Consider the following 24453-nt stretch of genomic DNA (forward strand, 5'->3'; position numbering starts at 1 on the left):
AGGGCGTGTGAGCTGCGACTCAACGGACACCCGCTCATCTCGAAACACCAACAAACCCACCAGCAACGCCAGATACAACCCGTTAAAGTGCGATCCTTCCCTGATGAGACATTAGGTTGGTTGCGTGAGAAAGGGGACGGTCCCATGGTCGACGAGTTTCGCGCGGCATTCCAAGAACTGATCGACGCCTCCGTCGCCACCGACCCCCAACAGTTCCCACCCGCCGTCCACAAGGTCTACCTCCTCGCCTCCCAGATCCCCGCCTCCGAACGGGAACTGGCCCTGGAGGCCCTCACCCCGCTCCTGTCCGGAGACCACGCGGCCCCCGGCATCATCGCCGACCTGTCCGTCGTCGCCGGAGCCCTGGTCGAGATGGGCACCGACCCCGGCCCCGCGGGCGTCGAGATCCTGCACCGTCTGCGCACCATGGGCAGGGGCGCCATCGTCTTCGTCCGCGCCTGGGAACGCACCGGCGGCGGCCCCCCGCCCGACCCCGACGCCGTTACCGCCGACGCCGAAGCACGCGTGGCCGCCGACCTGGGCCCCGACGCCCCCGCCGCCACCATGTGCTGGTGGACCATCCGCCGCCACGGCCTGGCCGCCCGCACCATGCTGGGGGAGCCCAGCGTCCGCGCCCACACCCGGAACGACCCCTCCACACACACCGAACTCGTCGCCATCGCCCACCAGCTCAGCGACCACCTCGACGAGTTCGACGAGGTCCGCTCCCTGCTGCGCATGGCCGAGACCTCCTCCGCCCTGGTCATGGACCGCGCCTCCGGCCGCGCCTTCCGCGTCCGCTTCGACGGCGTCAGCGACAACTTCCAACTCCACACCCTGCTCGCGGACGCCCTCATCGGCCCCCACGGCCAGGGACTGCCCGGAGACGCCCCCGACCCGCGCTGGACCGCCTCCTTCCGCGACGGCCCCGTCGACCCGGCCGCCCAGACCGTGTGGGGCTGGTGGAACCTCGTCGCCCACGACGGCGCCTGGGTCTGGAACGAGGGCGTACCCGCCGAGATCCCCACCATCGACGGCGAACACGTCCTGGTCCTGGACGAACAGCCCTACCCGCGCTCCTGGAACGCCGGACGCCGCCTGCCCCACGTACGCGCCTGGCTGGAGGTGGACTCCGAACTCGACACCGAGGAGGCCTCCCTGTGGTGGAAGCGGGTGGCCCCGGCCGAACCCGCCATCCCCGACCCCGACGCCCAGGACCACACGCCCCTGCCCGAACCCGTGGTCCTGCACACCCCCGCCTCCGAGGCCCAGCGCGTACGCGGTTTCGTCCCCCGGGTCAGCACCGAGGACGATGACCACCGCGACCCGGTCGAGGAACCCGCCGCGCCCGACCTCGCGACCGTGAGCACCACCGGACTCGTGGACGCTCCACCACGCTCGACCGCACTGCCCACCACCGGACACGGAGACGGCACCGCTCCCGTCGACGCCCTGCCCGACCGGCCCGCGCCGTCCGTCGAGCCCTGGGAGCCCGACCTCATCGACGCCGACGACGACGGCAGCGGCCCGCACCACCCCGAACAACGGGGGAGCTCCGACCCGGACCCGCGTGAGGAAGACCGCGCCCCACGGACGCACGCGCGCTCCGGCGCCCCCGCGACGGAGGGCGTGGCCGACCAGCCCGAGGAGGGGGAGCGGGCCGCTCCCTCGACCGCCGGCCCGGCCGGGCCGGCGGAGCGGGACCGGGCCCCCGGGGCCGCGCCTGCCGCGACCACCCCCACCGGGCTGCCCCGCATGCCGCGCGGGGTCTCCCAGAGCTCGGGCTGGGGTCCGGCCTGGCGCTGAGAGCGCCCCAGGGGACCGCGTACCACGCAGCGACGCCGTGGGGCCCGGGAGAGCGTGCTCTCCCGGGCCCCACCGTGTTCAGGGGCGGCCGCGGCCCTCAGGCGTCCTCCAGACGGTGTCGGGGCTCGTGGTGGGCCGGGACCGGCTCGGAGCGGGTCGCGCTGGAGCGAGGCCGACCGTCTCCCTCGCCCTCGTCGTAGAGGCCCTCGAAGTACTCCTCCTTGGTGGGACCGTCCTCGTCGTCGCGGACCCAGCGGGCGCCGACGAACACCGGAGCCGCCAACACCAGCGCCAGGGGCACGAACACACCCAGGGGCAGCAGCGTCAGGGCGCCCTCCACACCGGGAAGGACCGGCAGCCGCTCCAGCAGGTGCATGCGCACCAGGGCGGCGGCGGTCGCGCCGCCCAGGACCAGGGCGGCGGAGAAGGGCAGCATCGGGGTCAGGCGCGGTGGAACCGCGACCAGGGCCACCAGCAGGCCCACGCCCACCAGTCCGGCCAGCGCCACGGGGCCGGTGCCCTGCAGCGCGCTGGCCTGCACCGCGTTCAGGCCCCGCAGGTGAGCGAACGCCCATCCAGTCACCAGAAGTAGGACCGGGCCCAACAACAGGCCCGACAGGAAGCCGACGAAATGTCGCACGGGGGTGCTCCTCTCAGGGGTTGCGCAGCACCATAGCGACAAAAACGGAGTTCGGCACCATAACCACAAAATGGGGCATCCCGGACATCGGATCGTCATCTGCCCGTTCCCACCCCTCGACCCGCCCCCACACCCCCGGAACGCGCCGTGGCGCCGCCCCCCACACGGGGGACGACGCCACGGCGACCCGCCAGGAAACCGGTCCCGATCACCGGCCGGGGGAGTGACCCTCATCCTCGGCCGCCGCGTCCCCGTCACCGGACCCCTCCCGGCCCTCGGACCCGCCCGCGGCCGCCACCGCGCCGGTTCCGGCCACCCGGTCCAACTCCTCGGGCGTCGCACGCCCGTCCACCCCCAGCACCCGGCGGCTCGGCGGGGAGGCACCGAACACGCGGCGCGCCTCGTAGGCCAACACCGCCACCACCACGGCCGCGACCGTCGCCCACAACGCCTGACGGTGTTCGGGCAGGGTCGCCATGGCCACGAAGATCGCCACCAACCCCAGCAACGTCACCCACGTCAGGTAGGGGAAACCCCACATCCGCAACGTGATCCGCTCGGGCGCGTTGCGCCGCACCCGCGCCCCCACCACCAGCTGCGAAGCACAGATGGTCAGGAACAGCACCAACAGGATCGCACCGATGGAAGCCACCAGGAACGCGAACACCTGACCGGGGAACAGGTAGTCCGCGACCACCGCGGCGTACCCCACCACGGTGCCCAACAGGATCGCCCGCACCGGCACACCACGACGGCTCGTCCCCCGCAGCACCCTGGGTGCGTCCCCCTGACGGGTCAGCATGAACAACATCCGCGAGGACGTGTACATGGCGGCGTTGAGGACGCTCAGCACCGCGATCAGCACCACGATCTCCATGATCAGCGCCGCACCGGGGATACCCACCGTCTCCATGACCACCACGAAGGGGCTACGGTCCAGATCCGTGGAGTTCCACGGCACGACCATCACCACCACCAGGATCGAGGCCACGTAGAACAGACCGATACGCCACAGCACGTTCGTGATGGCCGAGGCCACACCCCGCTCCGGCTCCGCGCTCTCACCCGCCGCGATCGTGATGATCTCCACGCCACCGAAGGCGAACAGCACCACCACCGTCGCACCGAGCACCGCCACCCAACCGTTGGGCGCAAACCCGCCCAGGTCCCACAGGTGCGCGAAGGTCGCCCCTTCCGCGCCACTCCACAGCCCCAGCGCGTACAAACCTCCCACCAGTAGGAACGCCACGATCGTCGCGACCTTGACCAGCGAGAACAGGGACTCGGTCTCGGCGAAGACCCGCACCGAGATCAGGTTCGCCACCGTCATTGTCAACAGCACGACCAGGGCCAGCGCCCAGGGAGCCACGCCCTCGACCCACTGGCTCAGGATCGCCGCCCCCGCCACCGACTCCGCCGCCACCAGGACCGCGTACATCCACCAGTACAGCCACCCGATGGCGAACCCCGCCCGGGGACCGAACGCCAACCGGGCGTAGTCGGAGAACGACCCCCCGGCCGGCACCGACACGACCATCTCACCCAACGCCCGCAGGGTCAGGAACACCAGGGCCCCGGCCAGCGCGTAGGACACCACCGCCGCCGGACCCGCGGTCTGGATCACCGCACCGGAGCCGATGAACAGCCCCGCACCCACCGACCCGCCGATCGCGATCAGTGTCATGTGTCGGCGGCGCAGCGAATGCGCCAGCCCCGACCCGTCGTCCGTATGTGTCGCCTCCGGGGGCGACGTCTCACTGCCTGTCACGGCCCCACCCTAGGACGCAAGCTCGAGCACCTTTCCCACTGACCCCGCCAAACAACCCATGAACCAACAAAAGTGAGGCAGCCCACCCCCACACCCCCCGCCCCAACGCACTCCCACCCCAGAGGGAAGCGCCCGCCCACCCCGACGTGCCACCATCCACCCATGCGCCACCTCACCACCACCCTGACCCGGGCACTGCACCCCCTGGTCAGCGCCCGCACCCACCAACGCTGGGCCTACCTCGTCATCGGCGGCGCACTCCTGACGCCCTACCTCATGGCCTCCCTCGTCCTGAGCACCCTCATCACACGCACCAACACCCCCACACCCGCCACCCTCCCCCTCACCCTCCTCATCGGCACCGCCCTCATCACCGCCACCGCACTCCTGCCCGCCACCCGCACCGGCCAACTCCACCTCGCCCGCGCCCTGCTCACCCCACTGCCACACACCCCCACCACCAGCCGCTGGCGCACCACCCTCTGGCTCCACCTGCACCTCATCGTCGGCATGGCCGCCAGCCTGGCCACCATGACCCTGCTCACCGAAGCCGCCCTCCTGGCCGCCGCACCCCTGAACCCCGCACCCCACCCCATCTCCCAAGGCCCCCTCACCCTCTACGGACAAGGCCACCTCACCCACCCCGCCTGGGGACCCCTCCTCGCCCTGGCCTGGGTCCTGGCCCTGATCTACGCCCTCGCCCTCACCGGCCACCTCCTCGCCAGAGCCGCACCCCACCTGCTCGGCCCCACCCCCACCGACCGCCTGCACGCCGCCCACGCCCACGCCCACCGCCTCGCCGAACGCAACCGCCTGGCCCGCGAACTCCACGACTCCCTCGGCCACGCCCTGTCCGTGGTCACCCTCCAAGCCGCCACCGCCGCCCGTCTCCTGGACACCAACCCCGACTTCGCCCGCCAGGCCCTCACCCACATCGCGGACACCGCCCGCACCGCCACCGCCGACCTCGACCACGCCCTCGGCCTCCTGCGCGAGAACACCACCACCCCCCGCACACCCCCACCCGACCTGGGCGACCTCACCCACCTCACCCAGGCCACCCACCACACCGGCACCGACCTGACCTGCCACATCAGCGGCGACACCACCCCCGTCCCCGCCCTGCTCTCCCGCGAGACCTACCGCATCGCCCAGGAAGCCCTCACCAACGCACTACGCCACGCACCCCACCAACCCCTCACCCTCACCCTGGACACCACCCCCGGCGCACTCACCCTCACCATCACCAACCCCCTGCCACCCACCACCCCACGCCTGCCCCGCCGCCGCAACTCCGGCCACGGCCTCCAGGGCATGCGCGAACGCGCCCACCTCATCGGCGGCACCCTCACCGCCGCACCCACCACCACCCACTTCCACCTCACCCTCCACCTGAACTGGAAACAGCACCCGTGATCACCATCAACCTCGTCGACGACGAACCCCTCATCCGCGCCGGCCTGGCCGCCCTCATCAACGCCGAACCCGACATGGAGGTCACCGGCCAGGCCGCAGACGGCGCCGACGTCCCCGACCTCGTCCGCCGCACCCGCCCCGACCTCGTCCTCATGGACGTGCGCATGCCCGGCCTCGACGGCATCCAGGCCACCCACACCCTCCAACGCACCCCCCACCCGCCCCGCGTCATCGTCGTCACCACCTTCGACAACGACGACCACGTGTGGGGAGCCCTGCGCGCCGGAGCCCACGGCTTCCTCCTCAAACGCACCCCACCCGAGGAGATCCTCGCCGCCGTCCGCCTCGCCCACCGAGGCGACACCCTGCTCTTCCCCACCGCCCTACGCGCCCTGGCCGCCACCCAACCCGCCCACCCCACACCCGCCGCCCGCGCCGTGTCCACCCTCACCCAACGCGAAGCCCAGACCCTCACCCTCATCGCCCAGGGACTCACCAACGCGGAGATCGCCACCCACCTCCACCTGGGAATCCAGACCGTGAAAACCCACGTATCCAACACCCTGACCAAACTCGGCGTCCGCGACCGCACCCAGGCCGTCATCGCCGCCTACGACTCCGGCCTCATCCGACCCGGCACCCGCCCCCCGAAACCCACGACACACCCACGAAACCACTAACACTCAGCAACAACACTGTTACTTTCGGCAATCAAAGGCGGCCCAACACGACCCACACCCCGGGGGAGCACACCCATGTCCACCGCGCCAGCCATCGACCTCGACCTCATCACCACCCTCTACACCACCCACCGCGACGACCTCGCCCGCGTCCGCGACCAACAACGCCAGCACTACGCCTCAGCCGAACCCGCCATGACCCCCCAACTCGACGACCTCGAAGCCGAGATCACCTACCTCCTCCTGCGCCACCACCGCCCCGCCAACGTCGTCGAGATCGGCACCTACTACGGCTGGTCCACCTCCTGGATCCTCTCCGCCCTCCGCGACAACGGCACCGGCCACCTCCACTCCTTCGACATCGTCGACCACGCCACCGCCCACGTCCCCACCACACTCGCCGACGACCGCTGGACCTTCACCAAAGGCGACGTCCGCGCCAAGATCACCCACATCCCCTCCAGCACCGACTACCTCTTCATCGACGCCGCCCACAACGGATGGTTCGCCCGCTGGTACATCCACCACCTCCTGCCCACCCTGCCCCCACACATCCCCGTCAGCGTCCACGACGTCTTCCACCAGCGCTACGCACTGCCCTTCACCGAAGGCGCCGTCGTCCTCAAATGGCTCGCCAACAACACCACCGACTACTTCACCGCCTCCGCCGCCCGCGCACCCCACCACCACCAGGCCCTCAACGACCTCAAGACCGAACTCGGCCTCGACACCCCCGTCCGCGACTCACCCCACAACCCCATGATCTTCTTCCGCCTGCCCGAACGCCCCCGCCCCGGCCAGGCCATCCCCAGCCCACCCCGCCCCCGCGCCCACAACGACGACCCCACCCATGACCCCACCCACAGCTGAACACCACCCCACCCACCACACGCGAGGGGGCGGCGGGCCACCACGGCCCACCGCCCCCTCACACACCACCAGCCCTCAGGCCCCGTCCGCCTCCAACTCCGACGGCGGCGCGTCCACCACACCCTCACGCGCACCCGAGTCCACCCCGGCCCGCGCCTCACGCACCCCCACCACGTCAGCGGCATCCGACACCATCCGCGAGAAGATCACCGGCTGATCCAGACTCACCATGTGCCCCGCACGCGGAACGTTCACCAACCGCCCCTCCGCGCACGCGTCGAAGAACGCCTTCTCATGAATCCGGAAATGGTCCCGCGCCCCGTTCACCAACCACACCGGACCCTGATACGCCGACAACGCCGACAACGCGTCGATCTTCGCCAACTCGTCGATCACCGCCGTAGCCGACTCCACCGCCAGACCACCGTCCACCACCGCGTCAGCCGCACCATCACGCAACGTCAACCGATGGAACCGCTCGTTGACCGCCGCACCCTTGTCCGGCAACCGCTCCATCAACACCGCCGGAATCCGGTACACCTGAGCCAACGACTGATCCGGCTGCGCCGTACAACTCGCCGCCACCAACCCCGCGATCCGCCCCGGCGCCGCCCCCGCCGCCGCGATCGACACCATCCCACCCATGCTCAACCCCACCAACAGGGCCCGACCACCCACCGAGTCGATGGCCTCCAACAACGTGTCCACCGCACGCCCCACCGAGAAGTCCTCACCCCGACGAGACCCGTGAGCCGGAAGATCCGGCGCCACCACCGTGCGCCCCTGCGCCTGCAGGAACTCCACCTGCGGCCGCCACATACTCGACGACGAACGCAAACCGTGCGCCAACACGATCGGAACACCCATCACCGCACCTACTTCCCGGCCCCGTAGGACACCGTCACCGGAGCATGGTCCGACCACCGCTCCTCACGGCTGGGATAACGCTCCACCCGCCCCGACAGTGCCCGAGCGGCCAACCCCGGCGTCGCCACCTGATAGTCGATCCGCCACCCCGTGTCGTTGTCGAAGGCACGACCACGGTAGGACCACCACGAGTACGGGCCCTCCTGATCCGGATACAGCCCACGCACCACGTCCACGTACCCCGCCTCATCGAACACCCGCGACATCCACGCGCGCTCCTCCGGCAGGAAACCCGAGTTCCTCCGGTTCCCCCGCCAGTTCTTCAGGTCCGCCTCAGTGTGCGCGATGTTCCAGTCACCACACACCACCAACCCACGCCCCTGCTCCTCCACCCGCGCACGCCGCTCCACCAGAAACGGCAGGAACGCCGCCATGAAACGCTCCTTCTCCTCCTGACGCGGCGTGCCCACCTCACCCGAGGGCAGATACAGGCTGGCCACACTCACCGCACCGAAGTCCGCCTCCACATAACGACCCGACTCCGCGAACTCCTCCACCCCGAAACCGACCCGCACCGCGTCCGGCTCCGCACGCGAGTAGATCGCCACCCCCGCACGCCCCTTCGCCAGGGCCGGACACAACACCACATGCCACCCCTGCGGCGCCACCACCCCCTCCGGAAGCTGATCAGCCTCCGCCCGGGTCTCCTGCAAACACACCACGTCCGCCTCCGTGGCCGACAACCACGACCCGAACCCCGGATCCTTCTTCGCGGCCGCCCGCAACCCGTTGACGTTGACGCTGGACACAACAAAACTCGACTGGTTCACGCCCCACAGCGTAGCCACCCCCCACCCCCACACCGGCCCCTCAACCCGCGTCACCCACCTCCTCCCGCGCCAACCGCCGCAACACCCCATACGTCCGGTTCGACCCCGCCGCCTCCCGCTGCGCCCGCGCCGTCACCTCGATGTAGGCCTGCGACGACGTCACCGACGAATGCCCCAACAAATGCATGATCTCCGTGACCGACGCGCCATCCTCCGCCAACCGCGTCGCGAACGTGTGCCGCAACGCGTGCACCAACGTCCCCCGCGCCACCCGATCATTCACCCCCGCGTGCCGATAACACTGCCGCACCAGATACTGCAACCCGCCCCGACGCAACCCCTCACCCCGGTTGTCCACCAACAACGGATCAGCCCCCCGCACCGCGGCACCGAACCGCACCCGACGCGACTCCAGATACGCCTCCAACAACGCCTCCAACGGAACCTCGATGGGCAACACACGCTCACCACCACCCTTGCCCACCACCCGGATCCGCCGCTCACCCGGCCGCCCACCCAACGACTCCACCCGCAACGACAACATCTCCGCCGACCGCATCCCCGTCAGCAACGCCAACGCCAACACCGCCAGATCCCGCTCCGGCCACGGATCACGCGCACGCCGCGCCCCCCGCGCCAACGCCTCCAACAACCGCTCCGGGGTGTCCTCACCCATCAACGGCTTGGGCCCCGAAGGCCGCACCCGAGGCCGGGGGACCGCCGACATCGGATTCCCCGCCACCACCCGCTCCGACACCCAGAACGCGAAGAACCCGTTCCACGTCGACCACGCCCGCAACACACTGGAGGCCGCCCGCTCCTCAGCGAAGTCCGCGAACGCCTCCCGCAGCACCCCCGCCTCCAACTCACCCAACCCGACCCCACCCGGATCACGCCCCAACGCCCGCCCCACACACCCCAGCACCCCCACCAGGTCACGCCGGTAGGCCGCCACCGTGTGCGGCGAGGGCTTCGCGGCCCGCCGCGCCACCAGATACCGCTCGATCGCCCGCTCCACCGACACCGCGTCACCACTCATGCCCCCAGCATTCCCGATCCCGACCCCCACCGCGCCCCCAGACCCGCCCCAGAACCGAAGCCCACCACCCACCGGGGGAGCGGAGGCCGCAGTACCGTACGCCCATGACCCTCCTCATCGTCGGCGCCACCGGCCACCTGGGCTCCCAACTCCTCACCCAGGCCACCCGCACCGGCCGCACCGCCACCGCCACCCACCACCGACGCACACCCACCCACCACCCCCACATCCACTGGACACCCCTGGACCTGCGCTCCCCACACCAGGTCCACACCCTCATCACCGCCCTCCGACCCACCGCCATCATCAACGCCGCCTCCCGACCCCACGACTGGCCCACCACCGCCCAGGGCCCCGGCCACCTCGCACGAGCCGCCGCCACCACCGGCGCCCACCTCGTCCACGTCTCCAGCGACGCCGTCTTCTCCGGCCACGCCCCCAGCTACGACGAGACCGCCCACCCCGACCCCCTCACCCCCTACGGAGCGGCCAAGGCCGCGGCCGAAACCGTCGTCACCGCCCTGCACCCGACCACCGCCATCGCCCGCACCTCCCTGATCCTCGGCGACGACTCACCCCACGAACACCGCGTCCGCGACCTCGCCAACGGCACCACCACGGGCGCCCTGTTCACCGACGACCTCCGCTGCCCCGTCCACGTCCACGACCTCGCCGCCGCCCTGCTGGAACTGACCGACCCCGCCCACACCGGCATCCACCACCTGGCCGGACCCCACGCCCTGAGCCGCCACGAACTGGGAGTCCTCATCGCCCGCCACCGGGGACTGCCCACCACCCTGCCGCGCGCACGCCGCGCCGAGGTGGGACCGCCCGGGCCGCTCGAGATCCGTCTGGACTCCACCCGCACCCAACGACGACTCACCACCACACTGCGTGGCGCCCGCGACTTCCTCACCTGACCGGCGCCGGAACCTCCAGGACCAGCACCGGCGCCACGTACGGGCACCGGCGCCACGTACGAGCCGCACGCGTGTCCGACCGACGGCGCCGTGCGGGGCCGGTGGGTGGGGGGAGAGCGGGGGAGGACCGGCGGACGGACGTCGCATCGCCGGTCACTGAACGTGGCCCTGAGAAGTCGCTGCGTCGCGGGCAGCTGGGAGCAGAAGCTCCGCGCGTTCCAGGGCCAGTCGGGAGGAGGTGACCAGGTCCTCTGACGAGTCGTCGCGAACTCGGAGGTCGAGCGCGACCACGAAGGCCTCGACGGCCCGGGGGTAGTCCCGACCGACGAAGTGGACCTTTCCCAGGTGCTGCCACAGGACGGCTTCGCGCGCGGTGCCTCGGGCCAGGTCGATCAGCTCGCGGTACTCGGAGGAGGCCCAGGCGATCCGGCCCAGGTCACGACGGACGTCGGCGAGCAGGGCACGGTGTCGGATGGTCGGCTCGCACGCGGTCAGCTCCACCGCTAGGGGTTCGGCCTCCTCGGGTTGGCCGCCCCAGAGCTTCTCCAGGACCGCCAGCGCCCGGTCGTGCTCGTGGGCACTGCGGAACTCTCGCGGATCCTCGATCACCGGCAGCAGGGTGAGGGCATCCATGTACCAGCCTGGCCCGCCCGGTATCCGCCTCTCGCTCGTTCGAGTGCGGGCGTGCGGGTGACGGGAGGTCATGCACGGCAGGCTATCGGGGGTACTGGTGTTCACGAGATGGCGGCGTTGTTGCACCACCTACGGACTATTTGCCTGTACACGGCCGACTCCTGGGGGTGGGGGAGAACCACCACGCCAGCTGGTGTGTACGTACGTACAACCCGATGCGCGGTCCGTGCCGGGGTACGAGCGGCGACGCCGGGGGAGCGGGGCCCCATGAGCCACATCTGACCTGCGAAAACTCCGACTGGCACTCCTGGCTCCGGAAGGCGGGAGGCCCGGGGCGCGAACCAGGGGAGTGGCGGCGAATGTGTACGGGTGTTCAAAGAGTGACATCACAGCCCGGGGAACAGGTGTTCGATGGACAGGCTCGGCCCCGCAGAGGAGGGCGATGCCCACCAGGGGACGAGCGGAGAAGACGACACTGAGCGCTCCGCAAGCCATCTCGGTCATGTGTCGTCAAAAAACCACAAAAGGATGCATAACACCGTTTATGCATGAAACATGGAGAGGTCGCCCCCCGGAAGGGGCCCCGGGGCCGGATCCCACCCGCCATGGATAACCGCAGGCCAACGGGTTAACCGTGAGCACCTCTGGCCACGCGGAGGAACCCTGGCCGGACATGGACAGGAGAGATCCCGGGTCGACACATGCGGGCCCCAGGGTCACGAGGGCGGATCCGGACGGATTCGACGGAGCACGAAAAGACCGCTGACCTGGGGAGTTCGCCAGTCATCCCAGGCCAGGAGCGAACTCTCCGGAGGAAGCATCGAGGACGCCGAGGAGAGCGACGTCGTCCACAGGCACAGGTCGGGGGTTGCCAGAGAGGACCTCTGGGGGGCACGCTCGATTTCGGGGGTTCCAGGCTCCGCCAGCGAACGCCCACAGCGCCCCCGAATCGACGCTAACCCGGGAACGCCCACGCCCACCAGTGCGCACCCAGCTCCCTGTGGACAACACGTCCCGCCCGGGTCGCGCACGGCGGCCCCAGCGCCGTACGCCCCTCACGGCCTCCGCGCCCGGGCCCACAACGTCTCGCGGCCCGGGTCGGGCCGCCCTCGGCGAGGATTCTCAGCGACCGGCCAGGCCCCGGGCGGCACATCCGGGGCCCCACAACCCGCCCAGAGCACGAGAACCCCTTCCCCACAGGCATTCCCACACCGCCGATAATGCACATTATGTCAAGTAGAGCGTGGAGAGGCCTCCACGCGACCACCAACACCCCCGGTGAGGCCCAAGAAACGGGAAAAACCCCATCGGGCGGCCCCACCCCGTCCAACACCCCCTTGCCGCCCACGCCACCATGCCCCTCCACGGGCCCGACGCCACCCGCTTCCCATCCGAACACCACGCTCACGCACCGTCACCCCAGCTGTACACGAGGACCCCACCCACACCGCACCTCGACCACGCACAGCCACCCCGCAGAGCCCATCACCGAGCACACCCAGCACCTCACGCCGCGTTCGCACCCAGCCGACCGTCACCTGAGCCCTCGGCACCACCGGACCCGCACTCCCCCGCGCCAACACACCGACCGCGCCCATCGACGAGACACCTCACAGCGCCTCCCTCACCAACGCCTGCGCGTCCTCGCCCTCCACGCCCCGCACCCGCTCCGCCAGATCCACCATGTCCAACTCCGGAAACTCCATCGTCGGAGTCCCGTCCTTCTCCGTCGGCACATCCGTCGACAAGACCGCCATAATCCCCTCCTCAACCTCCACCCACGCGCTCATCGAAGGCAGCGGCGCCTCCGAACCGTCATCGACCATCACCGCGCCCCGCCGCTCACACCGATCCGACTCCGCACCGTCCGCACAGCCCACCCATTCCGGAACCCCTGGCTCCCCCTGCTCCACCACGACCGTGAACACCGTCAACCGGAACCCCCGCTCCCACACCACACTCCGTGAGGGCTCATAGACGACCTCCGCCCGAATGTCATCCTCCGCGGACCTCACCGACACCGAACCCGGCTTCCACCCCGACGCCTCCAACGCCGCGATCGGATGGCTCAACGCGGCCACCTCCCGCCCGAGCTCCCGGTTCTCCCGTACGTCCTCGACACGCTCCTGCCCCCAGGACACCCCCACCACCATGGAACACAACCCCAGCACCACACCCACGGCGATCACCGCCCGCGCAGGCCCGGGCCGCGACGACCACACCACGGCCGCGCCCGCCAACGCCAACACCAGACACCCCGACACCAACCCCACCAGGGAGAACCACTCGATCCGCAGGTACCCCACCCACAGCACGCCGAGCACCGCCGCACACACCACCAGCGGAAGCTCCCACGGCCGCACTGACCCCTGACGTGACATCCACACCCCGAACCCGTACACCGACCCCATCGGCAACACGAGACCGACCAGGAACACCAACGCCGTCAAACCGTCGTCGCTGTCACCGAACGCACCCAGCAGCACCGTGAACGGCACCACCACCGACAACATCGGGGTCAACCACAGCACCCACCCCAAACCCACCAACCGAGGCGCGCCCCCACCGGGCACCGCCTCCCCACCCACCGCACCGGGGTCAACGGGCGACGGATCCGGTGCGGTGCCCTGGTTCCCGGGGTCGGTACTCAACAGCGGTTCTCCTCACGGCTGGGGGACGTCACTGGGTCCGATGCCCCGCCCCGCCCCCAGGTTCACGGACCACTCCCCCGCCCCCGAGCACCCGCCCTACACTCGAAGACGCACCGAGAACCCCCGTGCCCCACCAGCCCCCGGGGCACCACCACGAACTACGGCAGGCCATGGACGACAGCCACCACCCCTCACCCGGTCACCGGTACCTCGCCGCACTGTCGCTGCGCCGCACCCTCACGGCCGCGCGCTCCCTCACCCACGACCCCACCAACGCCCCCCGAGGCCTGCCGCTCCCCCTGCTCGTGCTGGGCATCGCCATCGCCCTGGCCGCCACGACCACCACCCTGTGGCCCCTGGCCCCCTGGCTGCCCTGGTGGGCCCTGATACTCACCGCGCCCCTGGCCGCCGCCCCGGCCTTCCTCGCCGGCACCATCGCCATGACCCCCTTCCTGATCTCCACCACCCGAGCGGCCCGGGGAACCCCCACCGGCCACGACTGGGCTCCCCCCACCGCCCTCACCTTCCTGGCCTGCGTCATCCCACTCCTGTCGCCCCTGCCGCCGTGGAGCAACACCCTCACCCTGTGGGCCCTGCTCACCACCGCCGCGCTCGTGAGCACCTACCAGGCCCTCCCGGCCCTGGGCCGCGACATCGACCTCGAACGCGCCCGCGCCGACTGGGACACCCAGGACTGAACTCCCCCACACATCACCCGCCACCCCGCCCCCAGGCACCGCGAGCCTCCCAGGTGGCCTCCCCGAACCCACCCGGAGACAACACGACGTCCGGACGCACGGCCACCCCGATGAGCACAGCGCGTCCGCGCCCGGCCTCCAGCCGCCACCACCCGTCGCCCACCCACCGACGCGTACCGAACAGAAGGGGATTTAACCCACCCCCTGCCGCCGACTTGTACACGTAACGGTCGGGCAAGCCCAGCGAAACCCCCCGACACCAGCCTCCTAGGTGCACCCCTCGAACAGCCCCCGAACCTAGGAGGTGGGCATGGCCCGCTCCCGCCCGAGCAACTGGCCCAAGACCCTCACCGCCGCACTGGCCCTGACACTGGCCGCCACCGCCTGCGGCAACCAACCCGCCGGGGTCGACGAGGACACCGTCACCGTCGGCATGCTCCACTCCCTGTCCGGCACCATGGCCATCAGCGAAGTGACCGTCCGCGACTCCGTCCAGCTCGCCATCGACGAGATCAACGCCGAGGGCGGCGTCCTGGGACGCCAGATCGAGCCCGTCCTCGAAGACGGCGCCTCCGACGAGGCCACCTTCACCGAACGCGCCCAGAAACTCCTCCAGTCCGACGACGCCGTAGCGGTCTTCGGCGGCTGGACCTCGGCCTCACGCAAGGCCATGCTGCCGGTCTTCGAACGCAACAACGGCCTGCTGTTCTACCCCGTGCAGTACGAGGGGCTGGAGGCCAGCGACAACATCGTCTACACCGGCGCCACCACCAACCAACAGATCATCCCCGCCCTGGACTACCTACGCGAACAGGGCCACACCAGCCTCTACCTGGTCGGCTCCGACTACGTCTTCCCACGCACCGCCAACCAGATCATCACCGCCTACGCCCAAGCCCACGACATGCAGATCACCGCCGAGGAGTACACACCCCTGGGCCACACCGAGTACTCCACCATCACCAACGACATCGCCCGCACCACACCCGACGCCGTCTTCAACACCCTCAACGGCGACTCCAACGTCAGCTTCTTCCAACAACTGCGCTCAGCCGGAGTGACAGCCCAGGACGTCCCCGTACTCAGCGTCAGCGTGGCCGAGGAAGAGGTCGAGGGCGTCGGCACCGACAACATCGCCGGCCACCTGACAGCCTGGAACTACTACCAGACCGTCGACAACGACGCCAACACCGGTTTCGTCGAGGCCTTCACCGACACCTACGGCGCCGACCGAGTCACCTCCGACCCCATGCAGTCGGCCTACAACGGCGTCTACCTGTGGAAGGCCGCGGTCGAGGCCGCCGACAGCTTCGAGGTCGACCAGGTGCGCGCCGCCCTGGACGGGATCAGCATCGACGCCCCCGAAGGCCCCATCACCGTGGACGGCCAGACCCAACACGTGGTCAAGACCGCCCGGATCGGCCAGGTCAACGACGAGGGCCTGATCGACGAGATCTGGACCTCACCCGAGCCCATCACCCCCGACCCCTACCTCGAGGGCTACGACTGGGCCGAGAACCTCACCGGCTGACCCTCCCCGCGACACGGCCCCCACCCACCGGGTCCCCTTCCGCACAGAAAGGAGCAGCGATGGACGCCCTCATCAACCAACTCCCCACCGGCCTGGCCATCGGCGCCGTCCTCCTCCTGGCCGCACTCGGCCTCAACTTCACCTTCGGCCAGATGGGCGTCATCAACATGGCCCACGGCGAACTCATCATGATCGGCGCCTACACCGCCTACGTACTGCACGCCTGGATCGGTCTCAACCCCGCCTACTCACTCCTGATCGCCCTGCCCGTCGCCTTCACCATCACCGGCACCCTGGGCTGGCTCCTCGAACTCAGCGTCATCCGCCACTTCTACGGCCGCCCCCTGGACACCCTGCTCCTGACCTTCGGCATCGGCATGATCCTCCAACAAGGCGCCCGCGACACCTTCGGCGCACCCAACGTCGACGTGCCCGCACCAGCCTGGCTCACCGGAGGCATCACCCTGACCGGCGGCATCCGCATCCACTACTCCCGCCTGTTCATCCTCGCCCTGGCCATCGCCTGCGTCATCGCCATCGCCTACCACCTCAACCGCTCCCGCCACGGACGACAGATGCGCGCCGTCATCCACAACCGCGACCTCGCCGCCATCAGCGGCATCAACACCCGAAAAGTCGACGCCACCACCTTCTTCATCGGCTCCGGCCTGGCCGGTATCGCCGGGGTGGCCCTGACCCTGATCGGCCCCACCGGACCCACCCTGGGCACCAACTACATCGTCGACGCCTTCCTGGTCGTCGTCGTGGGCGGACTGGGCCAACTACGCGGCACCGTCCTGGCCGCCTTCACCCTGGGCATCCTCAACGCCACCGTCGAAGCCTGGGCCGACGCCTCCCTGGCCAAACTCATCGTCTTCGCCGCCATCATCGCCTTCCTCCAGGCCCGCCCCCAGGGACTGTTCACCGTCAAGACCCGGGCACTCACATGACCCACACCCCCACCACAGCGGCCAAGACCACACCCGGTGCACTCACCCGGATCCGCGGATTCGCCCTCTTCCTGGGCCTGCTCGCCGCCGCCCTGCTCCTCCTCCCCCAAATCCTGGAACCCTTCCGCCTCAATCTGCTCGCCCAGTACCTGTGCTACGCCATCGTCGCCCTGGGCATCGCCCTGGCCTGGGGCCGCGGCGGCATGCTCACCCTGGGACACGGCGTCTACTTCGGGCTGGGCGCCTACGCCATGGCCATGCACCTGACCCTGGCCCGCACCGAAGCCGACCCCCTCAACCCCGGCGCCCTCCCCCAGTTCATGGTCTGGTCCGGACTCACCGAACTCCCCTGGTTCTGGCAACCCCTCACCAACCCCGCCGTGGCCGTCATCGCCGCCATCACCGTCCCCGGAGCCCTGGCCGCCCTCCTGGGCTGGTCCGTCTTCCGCCAACGCGTGCGCGGCGCCTACTTCGCCATCCTCAACCAGGCCCTGGCCGCCGCCTTCGTCATCCTCCTCATCGGCCAACAACACCTGACCGGCGGCTCCAACGGACTCACCGACTTCCCCGTCTTCGCCGGACACAGCCTCTACACCCCCACCGCGCAGACCACCCTCTACACCGTGGTCGTCCTGACCCTGGCCGGCATCTACCTGCTCTTCCGCCACATCACCCACAGCCGCTACGGACAACTCCTCATCGCCATCCGCGACGGCGAGGACCGCGTCCGCTACCTGGGCTACGACCCCACCTGGGCCAAGACCTTCGCCTACGCCCTCTCCGCCATGGCCGCAGGCATCGGCGGGGCGCTCTTCGTCCCCGTCATGGGCATCATCTCCCCCTCCCTCATCGGCGTCATCCCCTCGATCATGATGGTCCTGGCCGTAGCCATCGGCGGCCGCTACTCCCTGGCCGGAGCCGCCCTGGGCGCCGTCCTCATCAACGCCGCCCAGACCACCTTCTCCGAGAACTTCGCCGGAGGCTGGACCTACCTCCAAGGCGCCCTGTTCGTCATCGTCATCGCCCTGGCCCCCCAAGGCCTGGCAGGACTCACCCAACAGATCAGCGACGCCCTGCACACCCGCCGCAAACACCCGCCCGAACACACCCGCGACCACGCAGCCCCCACCCCGACCCAGGAGCACACCACCGGGAGCACCCCATGAGCCTGCTACAGATCAACGACCTCACCGTCACCTTCGGCGACTTCACCGCCCTGGACCACATCAACCTCACCCTGGCCGAAGGGGAACTGCGCTTCCTCATCGGCCCCAACGGAGCCGGAAAAACCACCCTGGTCGACTCCATCACCGGCCGCACCCGCCCCACCTCAGGCACCCTCACCTTCAACGGCCAACGCCTCAACGGCGCACCCGAACACCGCATCGTACGCGCCGGCATCGGACGCACCTTCCAGACCAGCGTCGTCTTCGGCGAACTCACCGTCGCCGACAACATCGACCTCGCCGCCTCCCACCGCCTGCGGCCCTGGCAACTCCTCCGCAGACGCCCCACCCTGACCGAACCCCTCACCCACATCCTGAACCGCGTCGGCCTGCACGAACACACCCACACCAAGGCCGCCACCCTCTCCCACGGCCAACGCCAATGGCTGGAGATCGCCATGCTCCTGGCCCAGGAACCCCGCCTGCTCCTGCTCGACGAACCCGTGGCCGGAATGAACGCCGAAGAACGCACCCGCACCGGCGACCTGCTCACCGAGATCGCCACCGACCACACCATCCTCGTCATCGAACACGACATGGACTTCCTACGCCGCTACGCCCGCGAAGTCACCGTCCTGCACGAAGGACGGGTCCTGACCCACGGCGACCTCCACACCGTGCAGAACGACCCCCGCGTCCAAGAGGTCTACCTGGGCCGTACCCCCCAGGAGGCCACCCCATGAACACCCCCACACCCCACCTGAGCGTGCGGGGCCTGTCCGCCGGCTACGGCCGCGCCCGCGTCCTCTTCGACATCGACCTCACCATCGAACCCGGCACCATCGCCTGCGTCATGGGCCGCAACGGCGTCGGCAAAACCACCCTGCTCAACACCATCACCGGACTCATCACCCCCACCACCGGCACCATCACCCACAACGGCACCGACATCACCCACCTCGCCCCCCACCACCGCACCCGCCGCGGCATCGCCTACGCACCCCAGGGCCACGACACCTTCGCACCCCTGACCGTCGCCGAGAACCTCCACGTCACCCACCAGGCCACCCGCCGCGGCGGCCCCGAACTCATCGACGCCGCCCTGGCACGCTTCCCCCGACTACAACCCCTCCTCCACCGCAAGGCCGCGCTCCTCTCCGGAGGCCAAGCCCAACAACTCGCCATCGCCCGCGCCCTGGTCACCAACCCCACCCTGCTCGTCCTGGACGAGCCCACCGAAGGCATCCAACCCAACATCGTCGCCGAGATCGAAGCCGCCATCACCGACACCGCCGCCCAGGGCATCACCATCCTGCTCGTGGAGCAGTACCTGGACGTGGCCCTGCGCCTGGCCGACACCGTCACCGTCATCGACGCCGGACGCATCATCCACACCGGCCCGCGCACCGAACTCACCCACGAGAGCGCCCACGCCCTGATGGCCATCTGAGCGCAGGGGGACACGGAGGGCACCACCCCAGGACCGCCCCCGCACCCACCGCACCCGGGTCACAACCCCCACCACAACCAACACGCACCTGGCCGACCAACCCCACCCTCCCGGCCACGTCCGGGGGCCTCGGCAGCGGACAGTCCGCGAAGCCCCGTGAGCAACTCCGCCGTCGTCACACCACGAACCCCTCCTCGCCATCGCACGGTCCGGAGGCGCACAGGAGATCCACACCGAACTCACACCCCCGCACGCCCACCCACGCCTGGGGCACCGAACCGGGCCAGGCAGTGCCACACCCGCTTCACCACCCTCGGCTCGAACCGACCCGACCGCGCCGCCTCACCAATCACACGAGGCGTCAACCACCCCTCCACCGCGATCCGCGTCCCCGCCTCCACGACCTCCCGCCCCCGGTAACCGGGATGCCGTGACAACTCCTCCACCCCCAACCGGAACCCGCCGTGCCAGGACACCGCACACCCCAACCGACCCGCCGCCTCCTCCACCCGAGTCCCGCGAAAACTCGGATCCAACACCAACGCCACCACGTCCGCGCCCCACCGCGCACACCCGCGAACCATCCACCACCAGACCAACACCGAAACGGCCGGAGGGCACCGGCGAGCTCCCCACCCACGCCAACGACCACACAGGAAAAGGGGCCCACCCCCAGGCGGGCCCCCACCACTCACGCCATCACGGCAACCGCAACCACCCCGTACACACCCTCAACCCCGCACCCGACTCCAACCGCTCCAACGCCGCCCGCTCCAACCGCGTCCGACGCGGCGCCCGCTCCACATCCACCCGAGGCATCCCGAACACGAACCGGAACACGTCACCCTCCCCGGGCGACCCCTCATCCACCAACGTGAACCTGCGCTGGAACCGCACGATGTTGGACTCCTCCCCCAACACCCGCCCCCACCACGGATCCAACAACCACGACGTGCACGTGGCCACCAACGGATCCAACCCCAACTGCTCCCGCGCGAACGGCCCCGCCAACGCCAACGCCTCACTCACCGCCTCCGGACCCAACCCACCCGAGGGAATGTGCAACCGCAGCACCGGATCACCCGGAGCCAACCCCGCACCCAACGCCGCGGCCTCCTCCTCCGAGTACCAACGCACCGGCCCCTGGTCCCCCAACAACGCCGGCTCCAGCTGCAGACCCCCCACCCAGAACAACCGCCCACGGAACTGCGCCGCCACCCACGCCGCCGTCTCCAGACTCAACCGGCCGAACAACCACCGCGACCGCCGCACCTGCACACCCACATCAGCCAGAGACGCCACCGTCACCGACCGGTCCACCCCCCGCGAACCATGCCGCCGCAGCTGCTCCGGAACCATCGCCACGAACGCCCACAACGACGCCACCCGCACCCGCGCGTCCTCGGCCTCCACCAGCGTCGGCCACGGCCGCCACACCCCCACCGGCACGTCCGCGTCCGCCCACAGCCGCCGGTACATACACCCGACCAGGTGCCACAACTCCTCCGGCCACCGCCCGTCCGCGCCCGGAGCCCCCGGCCACAACGCCTCCACCTCCGCACGGTCGTCATCGGCCAGGACGAACGCGTCCAACACCTCAGCGGCCTCAGCCACCGAAGGAACCCTCAACCCCACCTCCGGCTCCGGCAACGCCTCACAGGCCTCCAACCACTCCCGCACACCAGCGTCGAGCCCGAACCGTTCCACCACACGCGCACTGTCCATGCGCACATCCTGTCGCCCCCACCCACCCCGAGGGAAGAAGACCCCACCCCAAAACACCCCAGAACCACCAAACCGCCCCCGCCCCACCCACCCCCGATGAGACCAGACCCACAACACATCACCACGTGGGCATAGTGTTGTGGTAACCCACCAAGCAACACCACACCCACCGAAAACGAGGAACACCACCGATGTCCGACCCAGCGCAACTCCTGCGCGACTGGATCGCCACCTACGACACCCCCACCACGTCGGTGGCCCACCTCCTCTGCGACCGCCACGACCCCCACACCATCGCCACCACCGAGATCGGCCCCACCCTCGAACCCACCACCCTCACCTACGGCCAACTCCGCGAACGCTCACAGACCCTCGCCACCGGACTCGCCCACCACGGCATCCAGCCCGGCGACCGCATCGCCACCCTCATCCCCAAAGGCATCGACCTCACCATCACCGCCCTCGCCACCTGGCGCCTCGGAGCGGTCCTCGTCCCCCTCCTCTCCTCCTTCGCCCCCTCAGCCATCACCCAACGCCTCACCGACTCCCACACCCGCCTCGTCATCTGCGCCGACGAATACCGCACCAAACTCGACCCCACCCCCCACACACCCACCGACCCCACCTGGAACATCGCCACCACCGGACCACAACCACTCCGCGACGGCGACCACACCCTCACCACCCTCAGCCAACACCCCCCACACACCACCCCCCACACCACCACCGGCGACGGCGACATCGCCACCGTCTACGTCTCCAACCTCATCGGCCCACCCCGAGGCGTCCGCGTCCCCGCCCGCGCCCTCTCCGCCATGCACGCCTACCACCACTTCGGCCTCGGCGTACACGACGACGACGTCTACTGGAACACCGCCGACCCCGGCTCCGCCTACGGCCTCTACCACGGCCTCATCTCTCCCCTCCTGGCCGGACACAACTCCCTCGCCCTGCGCGCCGGATTCTTCGACCCCGAACTCACCCTCGACGTCCTCGGCCTCCACCAGGTCACCAACTTCGCCTCCGACCCCACCACCTTCCGCACCCTGAGGGCCGCCACCAAGACCCTCCCGCCCGAGATCGTCGTCCAACGCCTCGCCAGCGCCGGAGAACCCCTCGCACCCGAGGTCATCGACTGGGCCACCGACCTCTTCGGCGTCCCCGTCCGCGACCACTACGGCCAGACCGAACTCGGCTGGTGCGCCGGACTCCCCAACGGCGACCTCCCCGACCCCGCCACCACCGCGCCCCCCGGAGCCATCGGCCCCGCCCTCCCCGGCTGGGACATCCAGGTCCTCGAGGCCATCACCGACGAACCCGCGCCCCTGGGCGCCTACGGCCGCATCGCCATCGACCGCGACCACAGCCCCCTCGACTGGTTCGACGGCTACCTCGGCTACGAGAACACCGCCGACATCCGCTTCACGCCCGGACGCACCTATCACCTCACCGGCGACACCGGCATCATGGACCGCCAGGGCAACCTGCACTTCTCCACCCGCGACGACGGCGCCATCATCACCCGCAGCTACCGCATCGGCCCCACCGAGGTCGAAGCCGTCCTCAACACCCACCCGGCCGTCGAGGAGAGCGGCGTCTACGCCATCCCCGACGACCTCGCCGGACACCTCGTCGGCGCCCGCATCGTCCTCGCCCCGGGACACACCGGCACCCCCGAACTCGCCGAGGAACTCCGCGCCTGGGTCCGCGCCCGTTTCGCTCCCCACGCCGCGCCCCACAGCGTGGACTTCATCGACGAGCTGCCCCGCACCGCCTCCGGCAAGATGCGCAGAGCCCGCCTACGCTGAACGGCCCGGCGCTCCGGGCCCCTCGCCGCACGGCGGGGCCAGCGCGACGGGTGAGGCACCACAGGAGCCCCGTGGGCCAGGGCAGCGGCCACGCGGGCTCACACGCGTCCCCGCGGCCAAGGGCAGGCAGGGCCGCGCGGTTCCGCCGTGCCGTGCGGGCAAGACATCGGCCGAGGGGAAGTCCGCCCGACCCGAGGGCGCACCCGCCCGTCGTCGCGCACCCGCCCGCTCACTCCTTCAGCCGCGCGGTGCCCTCCACCAACTCGTCCACCCGGGCCGCCAACGCCATGTCCTTCTCGGTGACGCCGCCCTCGTCATGCGTGCTCAGTACCAACAGCACCGTGTCGTATCGGACGTCGATGTCCGGGTGGTGCCCGGCCTGCTCCGCCGCCTGCGCCACCTCGTTCACCAGTGCCACGGCCTCCAGGAATCCCACCAACCGGACCGAACGCCGGATGGTCGCGGCCTCGGAGTCCCACTCCCAGTCCGTCAACCGGCCCAGCCCGTCACGGATCTCTTCCTCGCTCAGAACAGCCATCGCTCCCCCACCGCGCTCAGCACACAACTCTCCTCGCCCCCTACCCACACCTGCCGCACCCACAACACGGCGGCCCCGCCGGGAGCGGAGGAGGGACCGGTGAGCGCCCGCCCCGAACTCACGGATCCGGCTGCCCCCGTCTCCGTTGAGGGCGTGAGCACGGGGACGTCGAGGGCGACGGCCACTCCCCCTCCGTAGGCGACCCCTGACGGAAGGTGCCGGTTTCGGGGCCAATCCGTGTTTGGCCGGAACCGGCCCTGTCCGAGGGCCGGAGAACTCCGCCATGTCGAGCGGGATACGCGCCGGGACGCGGGACACGGCGCAAGCCCGGGTTTCTCGGTGCGGCGTGAGCCGCTCCATTGTGTTCTTGGCTTTGTCTTTCCCTGCAAGGGCGCCGCACCTTTACGTCGTAGATTTACAAGAAGCGGTTCGCCGCCCCTCTGGTAGCCCCACGAGATGACCCGCGT

Annotated in this window: 22 protein-coding genes; 12 read left to right on the forward strand and 10 right to left on the reverse strand. The window is 70.1% G+C overall.

Going from position 1 to position 24453, the window contains the following annotated elements; translation table 11 throughout:
* Positions 1 to 144 precede the first annotated feature (144 nt).
* Positions 145 to 1806 carry a hypothetical protein gene (locus tag ACFW3L_RS04465; RefSeq protein ID WP_378736297.1) on the forward strand — a complete coding sequence of 554 codons (1662 nt, stop codon included), beginning with the start codon at positions 145 to 147 and terminating at the stop codon, positions 1804 to 1806.
* Between the two features lie 97 nt (positions 1807 to 1903).
* Here the strand turns inward: ACFW3L_RS04465 and ACFW3L_RS04470 are convergent, their stop codons facing one another.
* Positions 1904 to 2446: a hypothetical protein gene (locus tag ACFW3L_RS04470; protein ID WP_378736299.1), complete on the reverse strand. Its 543-nt coding sequence runs from the start codon at positions 2444 to 2446 to the stop codon at positions 1904 to 1906.
* A gap of 208 nt (positions 2447 to 2654) precedes the next feature.
* Positions 2655 to 4130, reverse strand: a complete 1476-nt coding sequence (locus tag ACFW3L_RS04475) for an amino acid permease (protein WP_378736301.1) — start codon at positions 4128 to 4130, stop codon at positions 2655 to 2657.
* A gap of 246 nt (positions 4131 to 4376) precedes the next feature.
* Between ACFW3L_RS04475 and ACFW3L_RS04480 the strand changes: the two genes are divergently transcribed.
* The 3 genes from ACFW3L_RS04480 (at position 4377) to ACFW3L_RS04490 (ending at position 7180) form a co-directional block, all read left to right on the forward strand.
* A complete protein-coding gene (locus tag ACFW3L_RS04480; RefSeq protein ID WP_378736303.1) occupies positions 4377 to 5630 on the forward strand; it encodes a sensor histidine kinase in 1254 nt (417 codons plus the stop codon).
* Complete coding sequence (locus tag ACFW3L_RS04485; protein WP_378736305.1) at positions 5627 to 6310, forward strand: response regulator; 684 nt, start codon at positions 5627 to 5629, stop codon at positions 6308 to 6310. Before ACFW3L_RS04480 ends, ACFW3L_RS04485 begins: the two co-directional genes overlap by 4 nt.
* 75 nt (positions 6311 to 6385) lie before the next feature.
* Positions 6386 to 7180, forward strand: a complete 795-nt coding sequence (locus ACFW3L_RS04490) for a class I SAM-dependent methyltransferase (RefSeq protein WP_378736307.1) — start codon at positions 6386 to 6388, stop codon at positions 7178 to 7180.
* Positions 7181 to 7255: 75 nt separating this feature from the next.
* Here the strand turns inward: ACFW3L_RS04490 and ACFW3L_RS04495 are convergent, their stop codons facing one another.
* Genes ACFW3L_RS04495 through ACFW3L_RS04505 form a run of 3 tightly spaced genes read right to left on the reverse strand, consistent with a single transcriptional unit; the run spans position 7256 to position 9916 of the window.
* A complete protein-coding gene (locus ACFW3L_RS04495; protein WP_378736309.1) occupies positions 7256 to 8047 on the reverse strand; it encodes an alpha/beta fold hydrolase in 792 nt (263 codons plus the stop codon).
* 8 nt (positions 8048 to 8055) lie between these two features.
* A complete protein-coding gene (locus tag ACFW3L_RS04500; RefSeq protein WP_378736311.1) occupies positions 8056 to 8877 on the reverse strand; it encodes an exodeoxyribonuclease III in 822 nt (273 codons plus the stop codon).
* A 40-nt stretch (positions 8878 to 8917) separates the two neighbouring features.
* A complete protein-coding gene (locus tag ACFW3L_RS04505; protein WP_378736924.1) occupies positions 8918 to 9916 on the reverse strand; it encodes a tyrosine-type recombinase/integrase in 999 nt (332 codons plus the stop codon).
* A 104-nt stretch (positions 9917 to 10020) separates the two neighbouring features.
* Between ACFW3L_RS04505 and ACFW3L_RS04510 the strand changes: the two genes are divergently transcribed.
* Positions 10021 to 10836: an SDR family oxidoreductase gene (locus ACFW3L_RS04510; protein WP_378736313.1), complete on the forward strand. Its 816-nt coding sequence runs from the start codon at positions 10021 to 10023 to the stop codon at positions 10834 to 10836.
* Between the two features lie 153 nt (positions 10837 to 10989).
* On the opposite strand, the gene ACFW3L_RS04515 is transcribed toward ACFW3L_RS04510, so the two are convergent.
* Together ACFW3L_RS04515 and ACFW3L_RS04520 are read right to left on the reverse strand one after the other, a co-directional pair.
* A complete protein-coding gene (locus ACFW3L_RS04515; RefSeq protein ID WP_378736315.1) occupies positions 10990 to 11469 on the reverse strand; it encodes a hypothetical protein in 480 nt (159 codons plus the stop codon).
* 1610 nt (positions 11470 to 13079) lie between these two features.
* Entirely contained in the window at positions 13080 to 13793 is a 714-nt protein-coding gene (locus ACFW3L_RS04520; protein ID WP_378736317.1) for a hypothetical protein, read from the reverse strand.
* Positions 13794 to 14245: 452 nt separating this feature from the next.
* Here ACFW3L_RS04520 and ACFW3L_RS04525 point away from each other — a divergent pair, with 452 nt between their 5' ends.
* The 6 genes from ACFW3L_RS04525 to ACFW3L_RS04550 all read left to right on the forward strand — a co-directional run bounded on the left by ACFW3L_RS04525 (position 14246) and on the right by ACFW3L_RS04550 (position 19915).
* Entirely contained in the window at positions 14246 to 14818 is a 573-nt protein-coding gene (locus ACFW3L_RS04525; protein ID WP_378736320.1) for a hypothetical protein, read from the forward strand.
* Between the two features lie 310 nt (positions 14819 to 15128).
* A complete protein-coding gene (gene urtA / locus ACFW3L_RS04530; RefSeq protein ID WP_378736322.1) occupies positions 15129 to 16349 on the forward strand; it encodes an urea ABC transporter substrate-binding protein in 1221 nt (406 codons plus the stop codon).
* A 59-nt stretch (positions 16350 to 16408) separates the two neighbouring features.
* Complete coding sequence (urtB, locus tag ACFW3L_RS04535; protein WP_378736324.1) at positions 16409 to 17299, forward strand: urea ABC transporter permease subunit UrtB; 891 nt, start codon at positions 16409 to 16411, stop codon at positions 17297 to 17299.
* Positions 17296 to 18465, forward strand: coding sequence for an urea ABC transporter permease subunit UrtC (urtC, locus tag ACFW3L_RS04540; RefSeq protein WP_378736326.1), 1170 nt, complete (start codon positions 17296 to 17298; stop codon positions 18463 to 18465). Before urtB ends, urtC begins: the two co-directional genes overlap by 4 nt.
* Positions 18462 to 19208: an urea ABC transporter ATP-binding protein UrtD gene (urtD, locus tag ACFW3L_RS04545; protein ID WP_378736328.1), complete on the forward strand. Its 747-nt coding sequence runs from the start codon at positions 18462 to 18464 to the stop codon at positions 19206 to 19208. The genes urtC and urtD overlap by 4 nt, the downstream gene beginning before the upstream one ends.
* Positions 19205 to 19915 carry an ATP-binding cassette domain-containing protein gene (locus tag ACFW3L_RS04550; protein WP_378736330.1) on the forward strand — a complete coding sequence of 237 codons (711 nt, stop codon included), beginning with the start codon at positions 19205 to 19207 and terminating at the stop codon, positions 19913 to 19915. Before urtD ends, ACFW3L_RS04550 begins: the two co-directional genes overlap by 4 nt.
* Before the next feature lie 239 nt (positions 19916 to 20154).
* Here ACFW3L_RS04550 and ACFW3L_RS04555 read toward each other — a convergent pair whose 3' ends face one another.
* Both ACFW3L_RS04555 and ACFW3L_RS04560 read right to left on the reverse strand, forming a co-directional pair.
* Positions 20155 to 20499, reverse strand: coding sequence for a DUF3626 domain-containing protein (locus tag ACFW3L_RS04555; RefSeq protein WP_378736332.1), 345 nt, complete (start codon positions 20497 to 20499; stop codon positions 20155 to 20157).
* Positions 20500 to 20614: 115 nt separating this feature from the next.
* Positions 20615 to 21640, reverse strand: a complete 1026-nt coding sequence (locus ACFW3L_RS04560; RefSeq protein ID WP_378736334.1) for an acyltransferase domain-containing protein — start codon at positions 21638 to 21640, stop codon at positions 20615 to 20617.
* Positions 21641 to 21831: 191 nt separating this feature from the next.
* Here ACFW3L_RS04560 and ACFW3L_RS04565 point away from each other — a divergent pair, with 191 nt between their 5' ends.
* A complete protein-coding gene (locus ACFW3L_RS04565) occupies positions 21832 to 23448 on the forward strand; it encodes an AMP-binding protein (RefSeq protein WP_378736336.1) in 1617 nt (538 codons plus the stop codon).
* 229 nt (positions 23449 to 23677) lie between these two features.
* Here ACFW3L_RS04565 and ACFW3L_RS04570 read toward each other — a convergent pair whose 3' ends face one another.
* Positions 23678 to 23986, reverse strand: a complete 309-nt coding sequence (locus ACFW3L_RS04570; protein ID WP_378736338.1) for a 4a-hydroxytetrahydrobiopterin dehydratase — start codon at positions 23984 to 23986, stop codon at positions 23678 to 23680.
* Positions 23987 to 24453 lie beyond the last annotated feature (467 nt).

The organism is Nocardiopsis sp. NPDC058789, assembly GCF_042745575.1.
In the GTDB taxonomy this organism is placed as follows: Bacteria; Actinomycetota; Actinomycetes; order Streptosporangiales; family Streptosporangiaceae; genus Nocardiopsis; species Nocardiopsis eucommiae.

What these genes read in the sequence shown, in the direction of transcription:
- ACFW3L_RS04475 (WP_378736301.1), bottom strand. Translation starts at nt 4,130, where the DNA reads ATGACACTGATCGCGATCGGCGGGTCGGTGGGTGCGGGGCTGTTCATC.
- ACFW3L_RS04555 (WP_378736332.1), bottom strand. Translation starts at nt 20,499, where the DNA reads ATGGTTCGCGGGTGTGCGCGGTGGGGCGCGGACGTGGTGGCGTTGGTG.
- ACFW3L_RS04510 (WP_378736313.1), top strand. Translation starts at nt 10,021, where the DNA reads ATGACCCTCCTCATCGTCGGCGCCACCGGCCACCTGGGCTCCCAACTC.
- ACFW3L_RS04570 (WP_378736338.1), bottom strand. Translation starts at nt 23,986, where the DNA reads ATGGCTGTTCTGAGCGAGGAAGAGATCCGTGACGGGCTGGGCCGGTTG.
- ACFW3L_RS04565 (WP_378736336.1), top strand. Translation starts at nt 21,832, where the DNA reads ATGTCCGACCCAGCGCAACTCCTGCGCGACTGGATCGCCACCTACGAC.
- urtD (WP_378736328.1), top strand. Translation starts at nt 18,462, where the DNA reads ATGAGCCTGCTACAGATCAACGACCTCACCGTCACCTTCGGCGACTTC.
- ACFW3L_RS04560 (WP_378736334.1), bottom strand. Translation starts at nt 21,640, where the DNA reads ATGGACAGTGCGCGTGTGGTGGAACGGTTCGGGCTCGACGCTGGTGTG.
- ACFW3L_RS04515 (WP_378736315.1), bottom strand. Translation starts at nt 11,469, where the DNA reads ATGGATGCCCTCACCCTGCTGCCGGTGATCGAGGATCCGCGAGAGTTC.
- urtC (WP_378736326.1), top strand. Translation starts at nt 17,296, where the DNA reads ATGACCCACACCCCCACCACAGCGGCCAAGACCACACCCGGTGCACTC.
- ACFW3L_RS04480 (WP_378736303.1), top strand. Translation starts at nt 4,377, where the DNA reads ATGCGCCACCTCACCACCACCCTGACCCGGGCACTGCACCCCCTGGTC.
- ACFW3L_RS04495 (WP_378736309.1), bottom strand. Translation starts at nt 8,047, where the DNA reads ATGGGTGTTCCGATCGTGTTGGCGCACGGTTTGCGTTCGTCGTCGAGT.
- ACFW3L_RS04490 (WP_378736307.1), top strand. Translation starts at nt 6,386, where the DNA reads ATGTCCACCGCGCCAGCCATCGACCTCGACCTCATCACCACCCTCTAC.
- urtB (WP_378736324.1), top strand. Translation starts at nt 16,409, where the DNA reads ATGGACGCCCTCATCAACCAACTCCCCACCGGCCTGGCCATCGGCGCC.
- ACFW3L_RS04465 (WP_378736297.1), top strand. Translation starts at nt 145, where the DNA reads ATGGTCGACGAGTTTCGCGCGGCATTCCAAGAACTGATCGACGCCTCC.
- ACFW3L_RS04550 (WP_378736330.1), top strand. Translation starts at nt 19,205, where the DNA reads ATGAACACCCCCACACCCCACCTGAGCGTGCGGGGCCTGTCCGCCGGC.
- urtA (WP_378736322.1), top strand. Translation starts at nt 15,129, where the DNA reads ATGGCCCGCTCCCGCCCGAGCAACTGGCCCAAGACCCTCACCGCCGCA.
- ACFW3L_RS04505 (WP_378736924.1), bottom strand. Translation starts at nt 9,916, where the DNA reads ATGAGTGGTGACGCGGTGTCGGTGGAGCGGGCGATCGAGCGGTATCTG.